At 74.8% G+C, this 16,908-nt stretch carries 18 protein-coding genes and 1 tRNA gene; 7 read left to right on the top strand and 12 right to left on the bottom strand.

Translation table 11 applies throughout. The features are described 5' to 3' along the window. Positions 1–34: 34 nt before the first annotated feature. From G8D98_RS12630 to G8D98_RS12620, 3 genes are all read right to left on the bottom strand, one after another. A complete protein-coding gene (locus tag G8D98_RS12630) occupies positions 35–1,375 on the bottom strand; it encodes an NAD(P)/FAD-dependent oxidoreductase (RefSeq protein WP_229661785.1) in 1,341 nt (446 codons plus the stop codon). A 175-nt stretch (positions 1,376–1,550) separates the two neighbouring features. Further along, positions 1,551–1,624, bottom strand: a tRNA-Met gene (locus G8D98_RS12625). Positions 1,625–1,702: 78 nt separating this feature from the next. Next, the gene (locus G8D98_RS12620; RefSeq protein WP_166103896.1) at positions 1,703–4,768 is read right to left on the bottom strand and encodes a UPF0182 family membrane protein; all 3,066 of its coding nucleotides are present in this window, start codon (positions 4,766–4,768) and stop codon (positions 1,703–1,705) included. Between the two features lie 119 nt (positions 4,769–4,887). On the opposite strand from G8D98_RS12620, the gene G8D98_RS12615 reads away from it, so the two are divergent. Then, on the top strand, positions 4,888–5,430 hold the full coding sequence (locus tag G8D98_RS12615) for a PPA1309 family protein (protein WP_166103893.1): 543 nt from the start codon (positions 4,888–4,890) through the stop codon (positions 5,428–5,430). A gap of 27 nt (positions 5,431–5,457) precedes the next feature. Here G8D98_RS12615 and G8D98_RS12610 read toward each other — a convergent pair whose 3' ends face one another. Further along, positions 5,458–6,573 (bottom strand): YlbL family protein, encoded by a 1,116-nt coding sequence (locus tag G8D98_RS12610; protein WP_229661787.1) that lies wholly within the window; start codon positions 6,571–6,573, stop codon positions 5,458–5,460. Further along, entirely contained in the window at positions 6,570–7,004 is a 435-nt protein-coding gene (locus tag G8D98_RS12605; protein WP_166103890.1) for a molybdenum cofactor biosynthesis protein MoaE, read from the bottom strand. Before G8D98_RS12605 ends, G8D98_RS12610 begins: the two co-directional genes overlap by 4 nt. Positions 7,005–7,103: 99 nt before the next feature. Here G8D98_RS12605 and G8D98_RS12600 point away from each other — a divergent pair, with 99 nt between their 5' ends. Together G8D98_RS12600 and G8D98_RS12595 are read left to right on the top strand one after the other, a co-directional pair. Continuing rightward, positions 7,104–8,468, top strand: a complete 1,365-nt coding sequence (locus G8D98_RS12600) for a zinc-dependent metalloprotease (protein WP_229661788.1) — start codon at positions 7,104–7,106, stop codon at positions 8,466–8,468. Further along, on the top strand, positions 8,465–9,046 hold the full coding sequence (locus G8D98_RS12595; RefSeq protein WP_166103887.1) for an NUDIX hydrolase: 582 nt from the start codon (positions 8,465–8,467) through the stop codon (positions 9,044–9,046). The genes G8D98_RS12600 and G8D98_RS12595 overlap by 4 nt, the downstream gene beginning before the upstream one ends. Here the strand turns inward: G8D98_RS12595 and G8D98_RS12590 are convergent. Beyond that, positions 9,002–9,550, bottom strand: coding sequence for a M48 metallopeptidase family protein (locus G8D98_RS12590; RefSeq protein ID WP_166103885.1), 549 nt, complete (start codon positions 9,548–9,550; stop codon positions 9,002–9,004). The two genes, G8D98_RS12595 and G8D98_RS12590, sit on opposite strands and share 45 nt — an antisense overlap. Before the next feature lie 196 nt (positions 9,551–9,746). On the opposite strand from G8D98_RS12590, the gene G8D98_RS12585 reads away from it, so the two are divergent. The 3 genes from G8D98_RS12585 (at position 9,747) to G8D98_RS12575 (ending at position 11,933) form a co-directional block, all read left to right on the top strand. After that, positions 9,747–9,908 carry a DUF5679 domain-containing protein gene (locus G8D98_RS12585; protein ID WP_166103883.1) on the top strand — a complete coding sequence of 54 codons (162 nt, stop codon included), beginning with the start codon at positions 9,747–9,749 and terminating at the stop codon, positions 9,906–9,908. Between the two features lie 136 nt (positions 9,909–10,044). Then, entirely contained in the window at positions 10,045–10,590 is a 546-nt protein-coding gene (locus tag G8D98_RS12580; RefSeq protein WP_166103880.1) for a hypothetical protein, read from the top strand. Continuing rightward, on the top strand, positions 10,587–11,933 hold the full coding sequence (locus G8D98_RS12575) for an ABC1 kinase family protein (RefSeq protein WP_205859779.1): 1,347 nt from the start codon (positions 10,587–10,589) through the stop codon (positions 11,931–11,933). Before G8D98_RS12580 ends, G8D98_RS12575 begins: the two co-directional genes overlap by 4 nt. Positions 11,934–11,945: 12 nt before the next feature. On the opposite strand, the gene G8D98_RS12570 is transcribed toward G8D98_RS12575, so the two are convergent. From G8D98_RS12570 to G8D98_RS12555, 5 genes are all read right to left on the bottom strand, one after another. Further along, positions 11,946–12,152 (bottom strand): hypothetical protein, encoded by a 207-nt coding sequence (locus G8D98_RS12570; protein WP_229661789.1) that lies wholly within the window; start codon positions 12,150–12,152, stop codon positions 11,946–11,948. A gap of 233 nt (positions 12,153–12,385) precedes the next feature. Next, positions 12,386–12,517 carry a hypothetical protein gene (locus tag G8D98_RS15620; protein WP_262500202.1) on the bottom strand — a complete coding sequence of 44 codons (132 nt, stop codon included), beginning with the start codon at positions 12,515–12,517 and terminating at the stop codon, positions 12,386–12,388. Between the two features lie 39 nt (positions 12,518–12,556). Then, positions 12,557–12,847, bottom strand: a complete 291-nt coding sequence (locus tag G8D98_RS12565) for a WhiB family transcriptional regulator (RefSeq protein ID WP_166104044.1) — start codon at positions 12,845–12,847, stop codon at positions 12,557–12,559. Positions 12,848–13,068: 221 nt separating this feature from the next. Further along, positions 13,069–13,308 (bottom strand): hypothetical protein, encoded by a 240-nt coding sequence (locus G8D98_RS12560; RefSeq protein WP_166103875.1) that lies wholly within the window; start codon positions 13,306–13,308, stop codon positions 13,069–13,071. A gap of 158 nt (positions 13,309–13,466) precedes the next feature. After that, positions 13,467–15,584 (bottom strand): ATP-dependent DNA helicase UvrD2, encoded by a 2,118-nt coding sequence (locus tag G8D98_RS12555; RefSeq protein ID WP_166103871.1) that lies wholly within the window; start codon positions 15,582–15,584, stop codon positions 13,467–13,469. A gap of 85 nt (positions 15,585–15,669) precedes the next feature. Here G8D98_RS12555 and G8D98_RS12550 point away from each other — a divergent pair, with 85 nt between their 5' ends. Continuing rightward, complete coding sequence (locus tag G8D98_RS12550; RefSeq protein WP_166103869.1) at positions 15,670–15,930, top strand: glutaredoxin domain-containing protein; 261 nt, start codon at positions 15,670–15,672, stop codon at positions 15,928–15,930. Positions 15,931–15,937: 7 nt separating this feature from the next. On the opposite strand, the gene nudC is transcribed toward G8D98_RS12550, so the two are convergent. After that, positions 15,938–16,873 (bottom strand): NAD(+) diphosphatase, encoded by a 936-nt coding sequence (gene nudC, locus G8D98_RS12545; RefSeq protein ID WP_166103866.1) that lies wholly within the window; start codon positions 16,871–16,873, stop codon positions 15,938–15,940. Positions 16,874–16,908 lie beyond the last annotated feature (35 nt).

Below are 16,908 nucleotides of genomic sequence, written 5' to 3'. Positions count from 1 at the left end.
ACGGTCCGGCCCGTGCCTGACCCCGGCCCCGGGGTCACGGGCGGTCGCGCAGGTCCTCCCCGACGCGGCGCATGGCCTGCCGCGCGAACACCTGCTGGTGGGTGGCGACCCGCTCGGCCCGGCCCCGCCCGACGAAGCTGACCGCCCAGTGCAGCAGCGTCGTCACCCGGTGCTTGAAGCCGATGATGTAGACGAGGTGCACACCGAGCCACAGCAGCCAGGCGAGGAAGCCGTGGAAGCGCAGCCGGCCGATCGAGGCCACCGCGCTGAACCGCGAGACCGTGGCCATCGAGCCCTTGTCGCGGTACTCGAACTCGCCCTGGGACGGCCGGCCGTCCAGCCGCCGGGTGATTTCCGCGGCCGCGAACCGGGCGCCCTGGATGGCGACCTGGGCGACCCCCGGCAGGTCCTTGAGGGCGATCATGTCGCCGACGACGAAGACCTCGGGGTGCCCCGGGAGGGTGAGGTCGGGCTCGACGCGGACGCGCCCGGCCTTGTCGGTCTCGGCACCGGACTGCTCGGCGAGCTGCGTGCCCAGCGGGCTGGCCTGCACCCCGGCCGCCCACATCTTGGTCAGCGCCTCGACCCGCACCTCGTGGCCGTCGCCGTCGCGGTAGGTCAGCCCGGTCTCGTCGACGCCGGTGACCATCGCCCCGGTCCGCACGTCGACGCCCATCTCCTCGAGGCGACGGCGGGCCGCCCCGCCGAGCCGCTCACCGAAGCTCGGCAGGATCGTCTCGGCGGCGTCGAGGAGGATGACGTGCGCGGTCGTCGGGTCGATGCGACGGAAGTCGTGGGCCAGCGTGCGCCCGGCCAGCTCGGCGATCTGCCCGGCCATCTCCACCCCGGTCGCGCCCGCCCCGACGACGACGAAGGTCAGCGCGCGCCGGGCGTCCTCCTCGGTGGTGGCGAGCTCGGCCAGCTCGAAGGCGCCGAAGATCCGCCCGCGCAGCTCGAGCGCGTCGTCGATCGACTTCATCCCCGGCGCGTAGCGGGCGAACTCGTCGTGCCCGAACCAGGACTGCCCGGAGCCGGCCGCGACGAGGAGGGTGTCGTACTCCGTCACGGTCTCGGCCCCGAGCAGCTCGGAGGTGACGGTGCGTGTGCCCAGGTCGATGCGGGTCACCTCGCCGAGGACGACGCGGGCGTTGCGCTGGCGGGCGAGGACCTCGCGAGTGCTCGGCGCGACCTCGCCCTCGGAGAGGATGCCGGTCGCGACCTGGTACAGCAGCGGCTGGAAGAGGTGGTGGGCGGTCTCGGCGACGAGGGTGACGGCGACGTCGTCGCGTCCCTTGAGGGCCTGGGTGCCGAAGAGCCCTCCGAAGCCGGAGCCGACGACGACGACGCGGTGCGGGCGGCGGTTCTCGGTGGTCACGTCCTGTCCAACGGGGAGCGGCCCGCCGGTAATCCGCCGTGTCTCGGCGATCCCGCAGCGTCCGGCGGCGGCTCGACGCCCAGCCGGCCAGCACCTGCCGAGCCCGCCCCCGGGACAGCACAAGGCCCGAACCCTGCGGGTTCGGGCCTTGTCGATGTCCTGAGACATCACACCGTAGCGGGGGCAGGATTTGAACCTGCGACCTCCGGGTTATGAGCCCGGCGAGCTACCGAGCTGCTCCACCCCGCGTCGAGTGAGTCACGTCCCGTAGGTCGTGCTCGGTATGTCCACGAGGTTACGCGACGAGGGCCGCCGGACTCAAATCGGCTACCCCGAGTCCGAGCCCGCGGATGCCGAGGCGGAGGGGCTGGGCGACGCGCTCGAGGACGGCGCCGCGACGCCGAGCTGGTCGGCGAGGCCCTGGGCCTTCTCGATCGCGGCGTCCAGCCGGTCCTGAGCCTCCCCGTAGGCGGCGAAGTCGCTCTGGCTGAGCGCCTCCTGCCCGTCGGCGTAGGCCTGCTGGATCTCGCCGATCGCCGCGGCCAGCTGCTGCTCGAGGGAGCTGTCGGGGCTCGGCTGGTCCGGCCCGCCACCGCCGGAGTCGCCGGTGTCCCCGCCGGATCCGCCACCCGACCCGCCGACGCTCTCCCCGAACAGCCCGGTGACCGCCTGCTCCAGGGTGTCGCCCCACGCCACGTTCGTCCCGTAGACGGCGACGGTCACCTTGTTCTGGGGGAAGGAGCCCGAGCCGCTGGAGGCCTGGACGTAGATCGGCTGCACGTAGAAGGTGCGTCCCGCGAGCGGGAAGGTCAGCAGGTTGCCGAAGGTCAGCGTCTTGCCCTGGCCGGAGTTGTTCGTGATGTACTGCGCGAGGTTGAGCGGCTCGGCCGGGTTCTGCGAGCGGGTCGTCGAGTTCTGGATCTGGTTGCGGATCTGCCCGGGCCCGGACGGCGCCTGGTTCGAGGAGTACTCGACGAGCCGCAGCTTGCCGAAGTCCTCCGCGGGCTTGCCGGCGGTGCTGCCCGCCTCGGCGTCGACGGCCAGCAGCCCCCGCAGGATCTCGCGGCCTCCCTCGGTGTTGCTCGCCGGCACGAACGGCGAGGTGATCGAGAACGACGCGCTGTCCTCGCCGGGCAGCTTGATGGACTGGAAGACCACGGGCTGGTCCTGGGCCGACTGCGAGGGGTCGCGCGGGACGCGCCAGCGGTCCGAACCGCTGAAGAAGTCACCGGGGTTGGTCACGTGGTACTCGGTGAGCAGGTCGCGCTGCACCTTGAGCAGGTCCTGCGGGTAGCGGATGTGCGACATCAGGTCGCCGGAGATCTCCGACAGCGGGCGCACCGACCCCGGAAAGGCCTTGCTCCACGCCTGGAGCAGCGGATCGCTCGTGTCCCAGCCGTACAGCGTCACCGAGCCGTCGTAGGCGTCGACCGTGGCCTTGACCGCGTTGCGGACGTAGTTCACCTCCCCGGTGCGCACCTGGACCACGTTGGAGCGCTCGGCCACCGAGTCCGACGTGGCGTCGGCGAGGTCGAGCAGCCGGCTGTTCGGGTAGTCCGCCGAGGTCGTGAAGCCGTCGACGATCCACTGCACGCGCCCGTCGACCACGGCCGGGTAGACGTTCCCGTCGAGCTGCAGCCACGGCGCCACCCGCTCGACGCGCTCCTGCGGGGTGCGGTGGTCGAGGATGCGCGAGCTGCCGTTGACCGCGTCGGAGAGCAGGAAGTTCGCCTCGCGGTACTTCACCGCGTAGGCGACCCGTCGCAGCATCGAGCCGATCCCGACACCGCCGCCGCCGGTGTAGGTGTTCTGGACGGCGACCTCGCCCTCGGTGCCCGCCGGGTAGTCGAACTCGCGGTCGTCGGCGCCCTCGGGCTGGCCGACGACCGAGTACTGCGGCGACAGCTCGCCGAAGTAGATCCGGGGCTCGTAGTCGCCGAGGTTGTTGCGCCCGCCGCCCTCGAAGAAGACGGGGTCGCCCTCGGCGGTGCGCTGGTTGCCGTAGGCGGCGTAGAAGCCGTAGCCGTGCGTGTAGACGGTGTGGTCGTTGATCCAGTTGCGCTGGCTGTCCGGCAGCCCGTCCAGGCTCATCTCGCGGACCGCGACGACGGCGTCGCTCACCGTGCCGTCGATCGTGTACCGGTCCACGTCGAGGGTGTCGGGGAAGGCGTAGAAGTCCCGCTCGCCCTCGAGCTGGCGGAACGTGGGTGCGACGACGTTGGGGTCGATGATCCGCACCCCGGGGATCTCCTCGGCGTCCGTGCGCAGCGACGCGTCCGAGGGCTCCTCCTCGGGGACCTCGTTCTGGATGCGCTCGACCCGGTCGAGGCCGAAGGCGGCACTCGTGGCCGTGATGTTGCGCTCGATGTAGGTGGCCTCGAGGGACTTCTCCGAGGGACGGACCCGCAGGGACTGGATGAGGGCCGGGTAGATCGTCCCCGCGACTACCGCGGTGACGACGAGCAGCGCGACGCCGATGACGGGCAGCCGCCAGCTGCGGCTCCAGATGGCCGCGAGGAAGAAGCCGGCGGTCATCACGGCCGCGACCGCGAGGATGGCCTTCGTCGGCAGCACGGCGTTGGCGTCGGTGTAGGTGATCCCGGTGAGCAGCGAGCCCTTCTCGGTGGAGCGCGAGTAGCGGTCCAGCCAGTACGAGGCCGCCCGGGTCAGGGCGGTGAGCGCGCCGAGCACCCCGAGGTGGACGTACGCCGCACGGGTCGAGGGGCCACGACCGGGCAGCTGCAGACCGCCGTAGACGTAGTGCGTGAACGCCCCCGCGAGGAAGGCCAGGACGAGCACGACGGTGACGAAGCCGACGAGGAAGCGCAGCCACGGGAGGGTGAAGACGAAGAAGCCGACGTCGAGGTGGAACTGCGGGTCCTCGACGCCGAAGGGCACGGCGTTGGCCCACAGCAGGTAGGTCTTCCAGGCACCCATCGACCCGGAGCCGGCGAGCAGGCCGAGCACCGCAGGGATGGCGACGAGCGCGATGCGGCGCAGCGGCTCGATGGCCTGGCGGTACTGCTCGAGCACCTGCTGGGCCTGGGTGACGGGGACGTAGACCGGACGGGTGCGGAAGGCCACGACGAGCGAGGCGGCGACCGCCCCGGCGGTGACCAGCGCGGCCACCGCGAAGATGACCACCTTGGTCGTCAGCTCGGTGACGAAGACGTCGCGGTACCCGACCGAGTCGTACCACCAGACGTCGGTGAGCAGGTCGGCGCCGATGCCCGCGAGGACGGCGAGGACGATGAGCACGAGCACCGTGGGCAGCAGCGGGCCGCGCCTGCGCGCCAGCACCGGGCGGGGCGGGGCACCCGCCCCGCCGTCCCCCGCGGGGCGTCCGCCCTCGTCGGGGTCGGTCGGTCCGTCGAACCAGTCCGAGCGACTCACAGCTCTCCTCGTCCCGTGTCCCGGGGTCGTCGTGCGACAGCGGGGGCCAACCTACCTCGCGATGCTGAGCGTGCTCGCGGGCGCGGGGCCGAGTCCGGGCCGGGGCCGGGTCGGGCACCATGGACGTCGTGACCGACAGCGCCCGCCCCGTGACCGACCCGCTGACCCTGGCAGCACTCGACACCGAGCGGCACGTGGCGCGCTCCGGCTGGGACCAGCCCCTGCGGCTGTTCGCCCTGGTCCCCACCGCCGACCTCGTCGGGCGTGAGCCGCAGCTCGCGGCCGGGCTCGCGGGCCACGACACCGTCGACGGCGCCCTCTCGGCGGTCGAGCAGAACGAGCTGCCCGAGGCCGACGGCGTCGAGGACCTGCTCGCGCGGATCGCCTGGCCGCAGGAGGTCGTCGGCGCGGCACTGGCCCTCGAGCGGGTGGTCCTGCCGCCGGGTGCCGAGCGCGACCTGCCGAGCGACCCCGACCAGGCGGTGGCCGCAGTGGCCGAGCATCCCGACCGGGCCGACGTCCGCCTCCTCGTGGCGGTCACCCGCGCCGGCCAGGCCCGCTGTCTCCTGCGCCAGCGCGCCCACGACCGCGACGACCGGGTGGCACTCGGCGAGGACATCGCCCCCGGCGTGGTCCACGCCCTGCGCGCGACCTTCGACTAGCGCGACGGGCGGCCCGCGCGCCGCGCCCTACCCGCAGCGGGGCAGGTCGTCGGTGGTGTCCGCCGCGATGCCCTCGACCGCGACCCGGGCGTCGTCGAAGTCGGTGACCCGCAGCAGCGTCATGCCGTCGGGCACGTGGCCGACGGCGTCCGCGCAGTCGTCGGCCGGCGCGAGGAACCACCGGGCGCCGGCGGCCCGCGCGCCGACCATCTTCTGCCGGATCCCGCTGATCGGGCCCACCGTGCCGTCGTCGTCGATCGTGCCGGTGCCGGCGATCCGCTGACCACCGGTGAGCGCCCCCGGGGTGAGGGCGTCGTAGATCGCGAGGGAGAACATCAGCCCCGCCGAGGGCCCGCCGACCTGACCGGTGTTGAGCGTGACGTCGACCGGCAGGTCGTAGTCGGTGCGCAGGAGCACGCCGATGACCGTCGTGCCGTCCTCGGCGGAGCCCGTGCGCACCGTGAGGGTGCGTTCGTCCCCGTCGCGCCGGACGACGAGGGTGACCTCGTCACCGGGCTCACGGGCCTGGACGGCGGCCCTGACCGACGCGGTGTCGCTGGCCTCGACGCCGTCGACGCTCACGAGGACGTCCCCCTCCTGCACCGTTCCCGAGGCCGGCCCGCCGGCGGGGACGCTCGCCACGGCGACGTGGGTCGTCACGGTGCGCCCCAGCGCGCGCAGCGCGGTCGCCGCGGCGACGACCTGGGACTCGGTCATCATCTCCGCGTTCTCCGCCTCGACCTCGTCGGCGGTGGCGTCGTCGGGGAAGTAGTCGCTCTCGGGCGCGGTGTCGACGTCGTCGCGCAGCCACGCCTCGAGCAGGTCGTAGACGGTGACCGTCCGGCCGGGGCCGCCGTCGAAGGCCACCGTCGTGAAGTCGAGCGCTCCCGAGGTGGGGTAGGTCCGCGCCCCGGACACCGAGAGCACCGGCGTGCCGTCGACGTCACCGAGGACGTTGGTGGCCGGACCGGGCGAGAGGACGACGTACGGGAGGCCGACGAAGGTCAGCCCGGCGGCGACGACGACGAGGACGAACGTCGCGATGAGCGCGACGGCGGCCGAACGGCTCGCGTGGCGCGCGGGCGGCGGCACCTGCGCCACCGGCGAGTCGGCGAGCCGCAGCCCGTCGGCGGGGTCGCTCACGGCATCCCCACCCACTCGCTCGAGCCGTCGGCGAGGGCCTGGTGCTTCCAGATGGGGGTGCGCTCCTTGAGGGTGTCGATGAGCGTGCGACAGGCGGCGAACGCCGGGCCGCGGTGGGCGGCCGAGGCCGCGACGACGACCGCGAGGTCGCCGACGGCGAGGTCACCGCGGCGGTGCACCGCCGCCACCCTGACCGCCTCGCTCGAGGCGAGGACCTCGGCGCACACGTCCGCCATGGTCGCCTCGGCGCTCGGGTGGGCGGAGTAGCCGAGGCCGGTGACGCTCTCGCCGTGGTCGTGGTCGCGGACCACGCCGACGAACAGCGCGACGCCGCCACACCCCGGGTGGCGGACGGCGGCGAGCACCTCGTCGACCGACAGCGGTGCGTCGCGGACGGCGACGAGCGCGACCGCGGCGTCATCGGTGGGCATGGGGCTCCTCGCGGGGCGGCGTCCGGAACGATTCTCCGGCCACGGTGGTTGGGTAGGTCAGGAACGACATCCTCTCATCCGAGCTGCAGGAGACCGGCCGTGACCGACGACGCCGACGACGACGAGACCCCCGACCTGCCCCCCGAGCTGGAGCAGGCCCTGCGCGGGCTCACCGGCGGCGAGCTGGACCCGCAGCTCGCCGCGATGGTCCGTGGGATGGGGCTGGACCGGGTCGACCCCCAGATGCTGCAGATGGTCATGGGCCAGGTCCGGGCGATGTTCTCCGGCCCGCCGAGCGAGGACCCCGTCGACGTCTCGCTGGCCACCGACACCGCCCGCAAGACCGTCGCCGCCGCCGGTGACGCGCTGGCGAGCGACACCGAGCGCCGCGAGGCCGCCGAGGCGGTGCACGTCGCCGGCCTGTGGCTCGACACCGTCACCGACCTGACCGCCCCCGCGGCGCACGGCACCGCGTGGAGCCGGGCCGAGTGGGTGGAGGCGACGATGCCGGTGTGGACCGACCTCGTCGAGCCGGTGGCCGAGGGGGTCTCCGGGGCGGTCGGCGAGGCGATGACCCGCCAGCTGGGGACGCTGCCCGAGGAGGCCATGCCCCCAGGTCTCGCGGGCATGCTCGACCAGGCCGGCCCGATGCTGCGCCGGATGCACGGCTCGATGTTCGCCCTCCAGCTCGGCCAGGGGGTCGGCACCCTCGCGGGCGAGGTGCTCACCGGCTGCGAGGTCAACCTCCCGCTCGTGGCGACCCCGGACGTCGTCCTCATGCCCGCCGCCGTCCGCGAGCTGGCGCAGGGCCTCGAGGTCGACGAGCCGCAGACCCGTCTCTACCTCGCGGTGCGCGAGCTGGCACGGGTCCGACTCTTCGCCGACGTCCCGTGGCTCGCGGCGGGTCTGCGCGCCGCCGTGCGCGACTACGCGGGTGACATCACCATCGACACCGAGGGCATCGAGCAGGCGGTCGCCTCGATCGACCCGTCCGACCCGCAGGCGGTGCAGGAGGCGCTCCAGGGGCGGATGTTCGCCCCGCAGCACTCACCGGCCCAGGTCGCCGCCCTCGGCCGGCTCGAGACGCTGCTCGCCCTCGTCGAGGGGTGGGTCGACGTCGTCGCCGAGCGGGCGGTCGCCGGCCACCTGCCGGCAGCCGACGCCCTCGGGGAGGCGGTGCGCCGCCGGCGGGCCACGGGCGGCCCCGCCGAGAAGGCCTTCGGTGCTCTCGTCGGTCTCGAGCTGCGCCCTCGCCGGCTGCGCGACGCGGCCAACCTCTTCCGCGCCCTCGAGGACTCCGGGGGCCCGCAGGCCCGTGACGCCGCGTGGCGCCACCCCGACCTCGCCCCCTCCCCCGACGACCTCGACGACCCGCTGGGCTACGTCGAGCGCACCCGCCGCCCCGCGTCCGACGACCTCGACGCCGAGCTCGACGCGCTGCTGCGCGGCGAGGGCGAGGGGTGAGCCCCGGGGCCGACTCCGGCCCGACGTTCGCCCACCTGCACGCCGACGCCCGGCGGGTCCTGCGCGACTGGCTGGCCCCCGACGCCGCCCAGGAGGCGCTGCGCCTGGCCTACCTCGACCACCTCGCGGCGCACCCGGACGGGGTCGCCCGCGGCGGCCCCCCGGCCCACCTGACGGCCTCCTGCCTCGTCCTCGACGCGACGGGCACCAGGGCGCTGCTCACCCACCACCGCCGGGCCGGACGGTGGTTCCAGCTCGGGGGTCACCTCGAGCCGGGGGACGGCACGCTGTGGGCGGCCGCCGCCCGGGAGGCCCGCGAGGAGTCGGGCATCCCGGGGCTCACGCCCCTGCCCGACCCGGTGCAGCTGGACCGCCACACCCTCGAGGGGGACTTCGGCCGGTGCCGCGAGCACCTCGACGTGCGGTATGCGGCGGTGGCACCCGCGGGCGCCACGCCCCGGGTCAGCGAGGAGTCCCTCGAGGTGCGCTGGTGGCCGGTGGCCGACCTACCCGAGGACACCCGGACCGAGCTGTCACCCCTCGTCGCCGCCGCCCGCGTCGCCCTCGGGCTCCTCTGACGCGGGCATGCCGGAGGCGTGGGCCAGGCCGTCGAGGAAGCCCCGGGCGCGCTCGAGGCGCGGGTAGGAGGCCAGCAGGCGCCAGAACGCCGGGCCGTGACCGGCGACGAGCAGGTGGGCGAGCTCGTGGAGCACGACGTAGTCGAGGACGTGCGCCGGCACGTCCTGGAGGCGGTCCGAGACCCGGATGGTGCCGTCGGCCGGCGTGCAGGACGCCCAGCGCTTGTCCATCGTCGAGACCCAGCGCACGCTCGTCGGCCGGGCATGCCCACCGAGGTAGCGCTCGGAGAGCCGGGAGGCCCGCGCCGCGAGCGCCTCGTCGCCGACCGGGCGGCGCCGCTCGCCGCGGGCCAGCCGGGTGAGCATGCGCTCCACCCAGGTGGCCTCCTCCGCGGCCGAGAAGGAGGCCGGGATGAGCACGACGGTGCGTCCGCCGTCGCGGTAGGCGCTCACGGTGCGGCGCCGCCGCCTGCTGCGGCGGACCTCCACCTCGGGCCCGGCCATGAGGACGACCATACGACTCCCGGGGCTGGTGGGGCCGGTGATACGCGCGGTGACACCCGCCTGCGCCGGCCCGGCCCGGTGAGCCCGTCTCACCGCGAGCAGGGGCCTCGCCGTCGCTAGGGTGAGCGGGTCCAGGCCGTCCGCGGACGGCGCCACCCGCCGGGGCCTCCCCCGCCGGTGACCAAGGAGGACGTCGATGTCCGACGAGACCTACAAGGGCGAGTTCTACTGCGTGAAGTGCAAGGAGAAGCGCGAGGCCGAGGGGAAGGTCGTCGTCTCCGACAACGGCCGACGGATGGCCAAGGGACAGTGCCCGGTGTGCGGCACCAACCTCAACCGGATCCTCGGCAAGGCCTGACCGCGACGCCACGGGCGCCCCGGACCCGGCGGTCCGGGGCGCCCGTGCGTCTCCGGGGGCCTGTGGACGAGCCCAGCGGGCCGCCGGCCTCGCGCGGCAGGATGCCCGCAAGGGCCTCGCGCAGGGAGGGTGGTCGATGGACGCGGTCGGGCAGGTCGTCGTCGACGGCTGGGGTCGGGTGGCCGAGGAGACCACCGCCCAGCTGCGGCGCTGCCGGGTGCCCGTGCGGGCCGGAGCCCACGCGGCGGACGCGGCCGAGCTCGACGTCGCGGCGGGCGGGCCCGCACCGGCACTCGTCCTGCTCGCCGTCGAGGACCTCGAGCCCGAGTGGCTGCGCGCGCCCTCCCTCGGGGCGCCGTGGCAGGTCCGTGGGGTCCCCCTCCTGCCGGTGACCGGCCGCGGGGGGGTCCTCGTCGTCGGCCCGCTGGTCGTCCCGGGACGCACGGCGTGCCTCACCTGCGTGCGGGCCAGCGTCCCGGCACCCGGACCCGGGCCGGTGCCCACGGCCGCCGTTGTGCTCGGTGCCGCCGTCGCCACGGTGACGGCGCTCGCGGTGCTCGCCGGTGACCTCGCCCTCGGCGGCATCTCGACCGAGCTCGGCGCCGGCGGCGGGGACGTCGTGCACCGGGTGTGGACCTCCTGGCCCGGTTGTCGGTGCACGTCGGCGACAATGGCCGGGTGAGCGAGCGAGAGCGCGAGATCCCGGGGTCCTCGATCGCGCGTGCCGCCCGGCTCGCCGGGCTGCCGCTCGGGCACGCCGGGCGGGTCGCCCTGGGCGTCGGCAAGCGGGTCGGTGGGCGCCCCGCGGAGGCCGTGGCCGCCGAGATGCAGGCCCGCACGGCCGAGCAGCTCTTCTCCGTCCTCGGCCAGCTCAAGGGCGGCGCGATGAAGTTCGGCCAGGCGCTGTCGGTCATGGAGGCCGCGATGCCCGAGGAGGTCGTCGCCCCCTACCGGGCGACACTGACCCGGCTGCAGGAGTCCGGCCCGCCGATGGGTGCCGCCCGAGTGCACGCCATCCTCGCCGAGGAGCTCGGGCCGCGCTGGGCCAGCACCAAGCTCGTCGAGTTCGACGACGTCCCCGCGGCGTCGGCGTCGATCGGCCAGGTCCACCGGGCGGTGTGGCGCGACGGGCGTGAGGTCGCGGTGAAGATCCAGTACCCGGGCGCGGGCAAGGCGCTGCTGTCCGACCTCAACCAGATCTCCCGGGTCGCCCGGGTCGCGGGCTCGTGGGTGCCGGGCGTCGACATCAAGCCGATCATGGACGAGCTGCGCGCCCGGATGCGCGAGGAGCTGGACTACTCCCTCGAGGCCCGCCACCAGCGTCACTTCGCGCGGGCCTTCCGCGACGACGAGGACGTCCTTGTCCCCGACGTCCTCGTCGAGTCGCCGCAGGTGCTCGTCACCGAGTGGGTCGAGGGGACCCCGCTGGCCCGGGTCATCGCCGACGGGAGCCCGCAGGAGCGGGACGAGGCGGCCTCGCTCTACCTCGAGTTCCATCTGCGCGCCCCGAACCGGGCCCGGCTCCTGCACGCCGACCCGCACCCGGGCAACTTCCGGGTGACCCCGGACGGCCGCCTCGGGGTGCTCGACTTCGGCGCCGTCAACCGGCTGCCCGACGGCCTGCCCCCGGCGATGGGCCGGCTGCTCACGGCCGCCCTCGCCGGGGACGCCGACACCCTCGAGCAGGGCCTGCGCACCGAGGGCTTCATCCGCTCCGGCATCGACATCGACCCGGAGGGGCTGCTCGAGTACCTCGCGCCGCTCGTCGAGCCGGTCCTCCACGAGGAGTTCACCTTCAGCCGCGGCTGGCTGCGCGCAGCGGCAGCCCAGATCCAGGACCCCCGGCGGCCACAGTTCCTCGTCGGCCTCAAGCTCAACCTGCCGCCGGAGTACCTCCTGATCCACCGGGTGTGGTTGGGCGGGATCGGGGTGCTCAGCCAGGTCGGCGGCACGGTGCCCCTGCGCGAGATGGTCTGCGCCTACCTGCCCGGCATCGACGAGCCGCGGCTGCCGCCCGCACGCTGAGCCCGCCCGGGCTCACCACCACGCGGAGTCGAGCTTGCCCTCGATGCTGCGCAGGTGGCGACGGCTGCACGCGCCGCACGTCCAGACCTCCCGGCCCCCCTCGCTGCCGCGCGTCCACGTCAGCCGCGCGAGGGCGGCCTCCTCGGCTCCGGAGGCCCTCGCACCGCACGTCGCGCAGACCGGGCCGGGCGGCCCCTCGGCTCCGGCCTCGGATGCCACCCTCAGCCCCACTCCGCCGCCGGCGGCCTCGGCGCGACGCGCTGCGGGAGGAGATCGGGTGCGGCCATGTCCTCAGGGTAGCCAGCAGGCAGCCGGCCAGGGCGCGCCACACGTCACGCTCTCGCACCACGGGCACGACCGGCCGCGCATCTGCGGTCACGGTCCTCGGCCCGCTGCCGTGGACGGCCGCTGCCCCCGGCACGGCGCCGGGGGCAGCGGGGTCGGTGCCGGCCTCACCGGACGACGGCGTGGACGAGCGACTGCATCTCCTGCCGGTTCGCCGCCTCGCGCTCCCGGCGCTGCATCTCGTGGACACGGCGTCGGTGCACGACGCGACGGACCTGCTGCATCCGTCGGTGGTACATGGCGTTCTCCTGTCGTGGGTCGTGGTCTACGTGGGGGGGTCAGGCGGCCGCGACGTCCGCCTTGCGCGGGCGCCCCCGGGGCCGCTTGCGGGCGACGGTGGCTCCCTGGACGAACAGCTCGCCGCCCCAGACGCCCCAGGGCTCTCGCCGCTCGAGGGCACCGGCGAGGCAGGTCGCACGCACCGGGCAGGCCCGGCACAGGCCCTTGGCGAGCTCGACGCCCTCGGGGGTGTCCGCGAACCACAGCTCGGCGTCGTGCTCGCGGCACGGCACGCCCCCGCCGTCGGCGACGGCCCTCTCGTGCAGGTCGAGCAGGTCGGTCAGCTGCATCGGGGCCTCACCTCCGCAGTGGGCGCGCCGGGTGTGGCGCTGGTCGGTGCGCGCGCACGGGCCGGCGCGCTCGGGATGGGGTGGGTGGTCGCGCTCGTCGCGCTCGTGGGTGCTCATCTGGTCCTCGCGTCTTCGGTGGGTGGTGGGGTGCCGGGGTGGCTGCATGACAAAGGCCGCGGATCCCGGGTGGGATCCGCGGCCTCGAGGGTCAGCCTGTGGCTCTACACAGGTGGCCCGTCGAGGCAGGGGTCCACGGATCCGGTGGTCGGGACGGCGATGCCGAAGCCGGCGCGGTCGGCGGCCACGCGATCACGCGCGCCGAGACCGGTGGCGGAGACACTGCGCCCCTGGAAGCGACCCAGGTCGACCGCGTGGGCGGTGTTGGAGCCGAACCAGACGGCGTCCTGGGCACGGGCAGCGGCGGTCGCCGTCATACCGGTGGTCGACATCGTCTTCTCCATCTCTCCAACCCTCCTTCGCGGTCTCGGTCTGCTCGTGTCCCCGGGCGGGCACGCGAGGTGCTGCCCGCCACTGTAGGACCGCCGCGCGAGCGGCGGCAACGGGTTTATTGCGCGAGCGGGCGGGCGCGGGCGGCCGGGTGGACGAGTAACGCTGCCGCTCAGGCCTTCTGCCCCTCGGTGAACTCCTCGAGAATGGCCAGGACCGACGCGCCGAAGCGCTCCAGCTTGGCCGGGCCGACCCCGGCGATCCGAGAGAGCTCGCTCGTGTCGCCGGGGGTGCGCTCGGCGATGGCGGTCAGGGTGGCGTCGGTGAACACGACGTACGCGGGGACGTCGAGCTCCCGGGCGGTCTCGAGGCGCCACTGTCGCAGCTGCTCGAAGAGCTGCTCGTCCATCGTCGGCGGGCAGCCCGCGCACCGGCCGATGGTGCGCTCCTTGGCCGTGGCGAGCCCTCCGCCGCACACCCGGCACACGGAGGGCGCGGCGGAGCGCTCGCGCGTCGAGCCCCTGCGGCGCCGGGGCTGGCTGCGCGCCGCGGCGCCGAGCACCGGCTCGGTCCCGTCGAGGAAGCGCGAGGGTCGCCGGGTCGCCTTGGCGCCCGGCGTGCGGGCTCGCGCGTAGCTGAGGACGAGCCGCTCGCGGGCACGGGTCACACCGACGTAGAGCAGCCGACGCTCCTCCTCGACCTCCTCGGGCGTGTCGGCCATGGTGATCGGCAGCAGCCCGTCGGAGCACCCGACGAGGAAGACGGTGTCCCACTCCAGCCCCTTGGCGGCGTGCAGCGAGGCGAGGGTGACCCCCTGCACGGTCGGAGCGTGCTGGGCGGCCGCGCGCTCGTCGAGCTCGCGGACGAACGCGGGGAGGCGGGCCGTGGTGTCGGCGGCGGACAGGTCGTCGGCGAGCCCGGCGAGGGCGGCCAGCGACTCCCAGCGCTCGCGGGCGGCACCCCCGGCGGCGGGGGGCTCGCGGGTCCACCCCGCCCCGACGAGGACGTCGCGGACGAGGTCGGGCAGGGCGACCTCACCGTCGTCGCTGCGGGCCGCGCCGCGCAGCAGCACGAGGGCGTCGCGGACCTCCTTGCGGGAGAAGAAGCGCTCCCCGCCCCGGACGAGGTAGGGGATGCCGCGCTCGGCGAGGGCGGACTCGAACAGCTCGCTCTGGCCGTTGGTGCGGAAGAGCACCGCGACCTGGGCCGCGGGGTGCCCGTCGTCGAGGTGACGACGGATGCGCTCGGCCACCTGGTCGGCCTCGGCGGGGTCGTCGTCGGCGACGAGGAGCTCGGGGCCGACGCCGTCCGCGCGCTGGGCCCGCAGCTCGACCGAGCCCGAGCGCCGCCCCCCTCCCGGGCTGCGCAGGACGAGGTTGGCCAGCCCGACGACCTGGGGGCTGGAGCGGTAGTTGCGGACGAGCTCCACGACACGGGCCGCGGGGTGGCGGGCCCGGAAGCCGAGCAGGTGCTCCGGAGAGGCCCCGGTGAAGGAGTAGATCGTCTGGGCGGGGTCACCGACGACGCAGACGTCCTCGCGCTCGCCGAGCCAGAGCTCGAGCAGGGTCTGCTGGAGCCGGTTGACGTCCTGGTACTCGTCGACGACGAAGTGCCGGTACTGCGCCCGGACCGCCCGCGCCACCTGCTCGTGCTCGCCGAGGATGCCGGCCATGAGGAGCAGGACGTCCTCGAAGTCGATGACGCCGCGGTCCCCCTTGACCTCCTCGTACGTCGCGAGCAGGCGGGCCATCGCCGTCGCGTCGAGGCCGGCCGGTGGCTCGCGGCGCGCCCGGGCGACGGCCGCCGGGTAGCCGTCGGCGGTGAGCATCGAGACCTTGGCCCACTCGATCTCGGCAGCGAGGTCGCGCACCGCGGCCGAGTCCAGCCGCAGCCGCAGCCGGCCTCCGGCCTCGGCGACGGCACCGGCCTTGTGCGGCATGACCTCCGGCGCCGGACCCCCGATGGCCTGGGGCCAGAAGTAGTGCAGCTGGCGCAGGGCGGCGGCGTGGAAGGTGCGGGCCTGCACCCCGCCGACACCCAGGTCCCGCAGCCGGGTGCGCATCTCTCCCGCAGCCCGGGCGGTGAACGTGACGGCGAGCACCCGCTGGGGCTGGTAGGCCCCCGAGAGCACCCCGTAGGCGACCCGGTGGGTGATCGCCCGGGTCTTGCCGGTGCCGGCGCCGGCGAGCACGCACATCGGGCCGAGCGGGTGGGCGGCCACCTCGCGCTGCTCGGGGTCGAGCGCTCCGAGGACGTCGTCGGCGCCGGGGTGGACGGGGAGGGTCGACATCGCCCCCGATCCTAGGTCGAGACCCCGACGACGGCTCGCCCGCCCGGGTGGGAAGGCCGGGCGCCCACGCGCTGTTGGTCCCGGTATGAGCGACCCCACCCCACCCCCGGCCGGTTCGGTGACGATGTTCTCCACCTCGTGGTGCGGGTTCTGCGCCCGGCTCAGGTCGGGCCTGGAGCGCGCCGGCATCCCGTTCACCGAGGTCGACATCGACCGCCGGCCCGACGGCGCGGACTTCGTCGTGCTCGCCAACCGCGGCGACCGCACGGTTCCCACCGTCCTCTTCCCCGACGGCACGCACGCCACCAACCCCTCGCTCGCCGAGGTGCGCGAGCGGCTGGGCTGAGCGGCGCTCAGCGCATCGTCGAGACGTCCGGGGCCTGCAGCCGCCCGCCGTACCAGTGCTCGAGCAGCCGGCGGGCGATGGAGACCCGGCCCGGTATGACGAGCGAGCCGTCGGCGACCGCCGCCGCCAGCTCGTCCCGGGTGAACCACCGTGCCGCCGCGATCTCGTCCTCCTGCAGGCGCAGCGCCGTCGAGCGTGCCCGGGCACGGAAGCCCACCATGAGCGAGGACGGGAACGGCCAGGGCTGGTCGCCGAGGTAGGTCACCTCCTCGACCTCCACCCCGACCTCCTCCCCCACCTCGCGCACCACGGCCGCCGCGAGCGTCTCCCCCGGCTCGACGAACCCGGCGAGCACCGACATCCCACCGCTGCGGAACCCGCGACCGCGGGCCAGGAGCAGGCGGTCGTCGTCGTCGACGACGGCCATGATGACCGCGACGTCGGTGCGTGGGTAGTGGTCGCTGCCGTCGGCCGGGCAGCGGCGGACCCAGCCGGCGAGCACGGGCACCGTCCGCCCCCCGCACCGCGGGCAGAACCGGTGCGTGCGGTGCCAGTTGGCCAGGGCGAGGGTCGTGACGAACAGGGCCGCGCCGACGTCGTCGAGGCTGGCACCGACCTGGCGCAGGGTGCGCTCCTCGGGTGCGGGCTCGGCGCCCTCGGGCAGGTCCTCGACGACGCCGAGGTAGTGGGTCCCGTCGGCCTCACCGAGGTAGACCACGAGATGGTCGGCGTCGGTCGCCGTCGGCGCCCGCAGGCGCACCCGTGTCGTCCCCTCGGGCCCCTCGGTCACCGGCGCGGTGTCGCCCCGCAGGTGGAGAACCCGGGTCGCGGGGTCGGCGAGCCGGTCGGTGAGGAGGGCGGGGTCGCCGCGCAGCTCACCGTGTCGGTCGAGGGGGCGCCGGGTCAGGGCGACCGGGGCAAGAGAATGGTCGGCTCGGGCCACGGCTCCCAGCCTAGGCCGCCCCGAGCGCCTACCGT

This window comes from Phycicoccus endophyticus (genome assembly GCF_011326735.1).
Lineage (GTDB): Bacteria > Actinomycetota > Actinomycetes > Actinomycetales > Dermatophilaceae > Phycicoccus > Phycicoccus endophyticus.
This window is presented reverse-complemented; position numbering and strand designations above follow the sequence as displayed.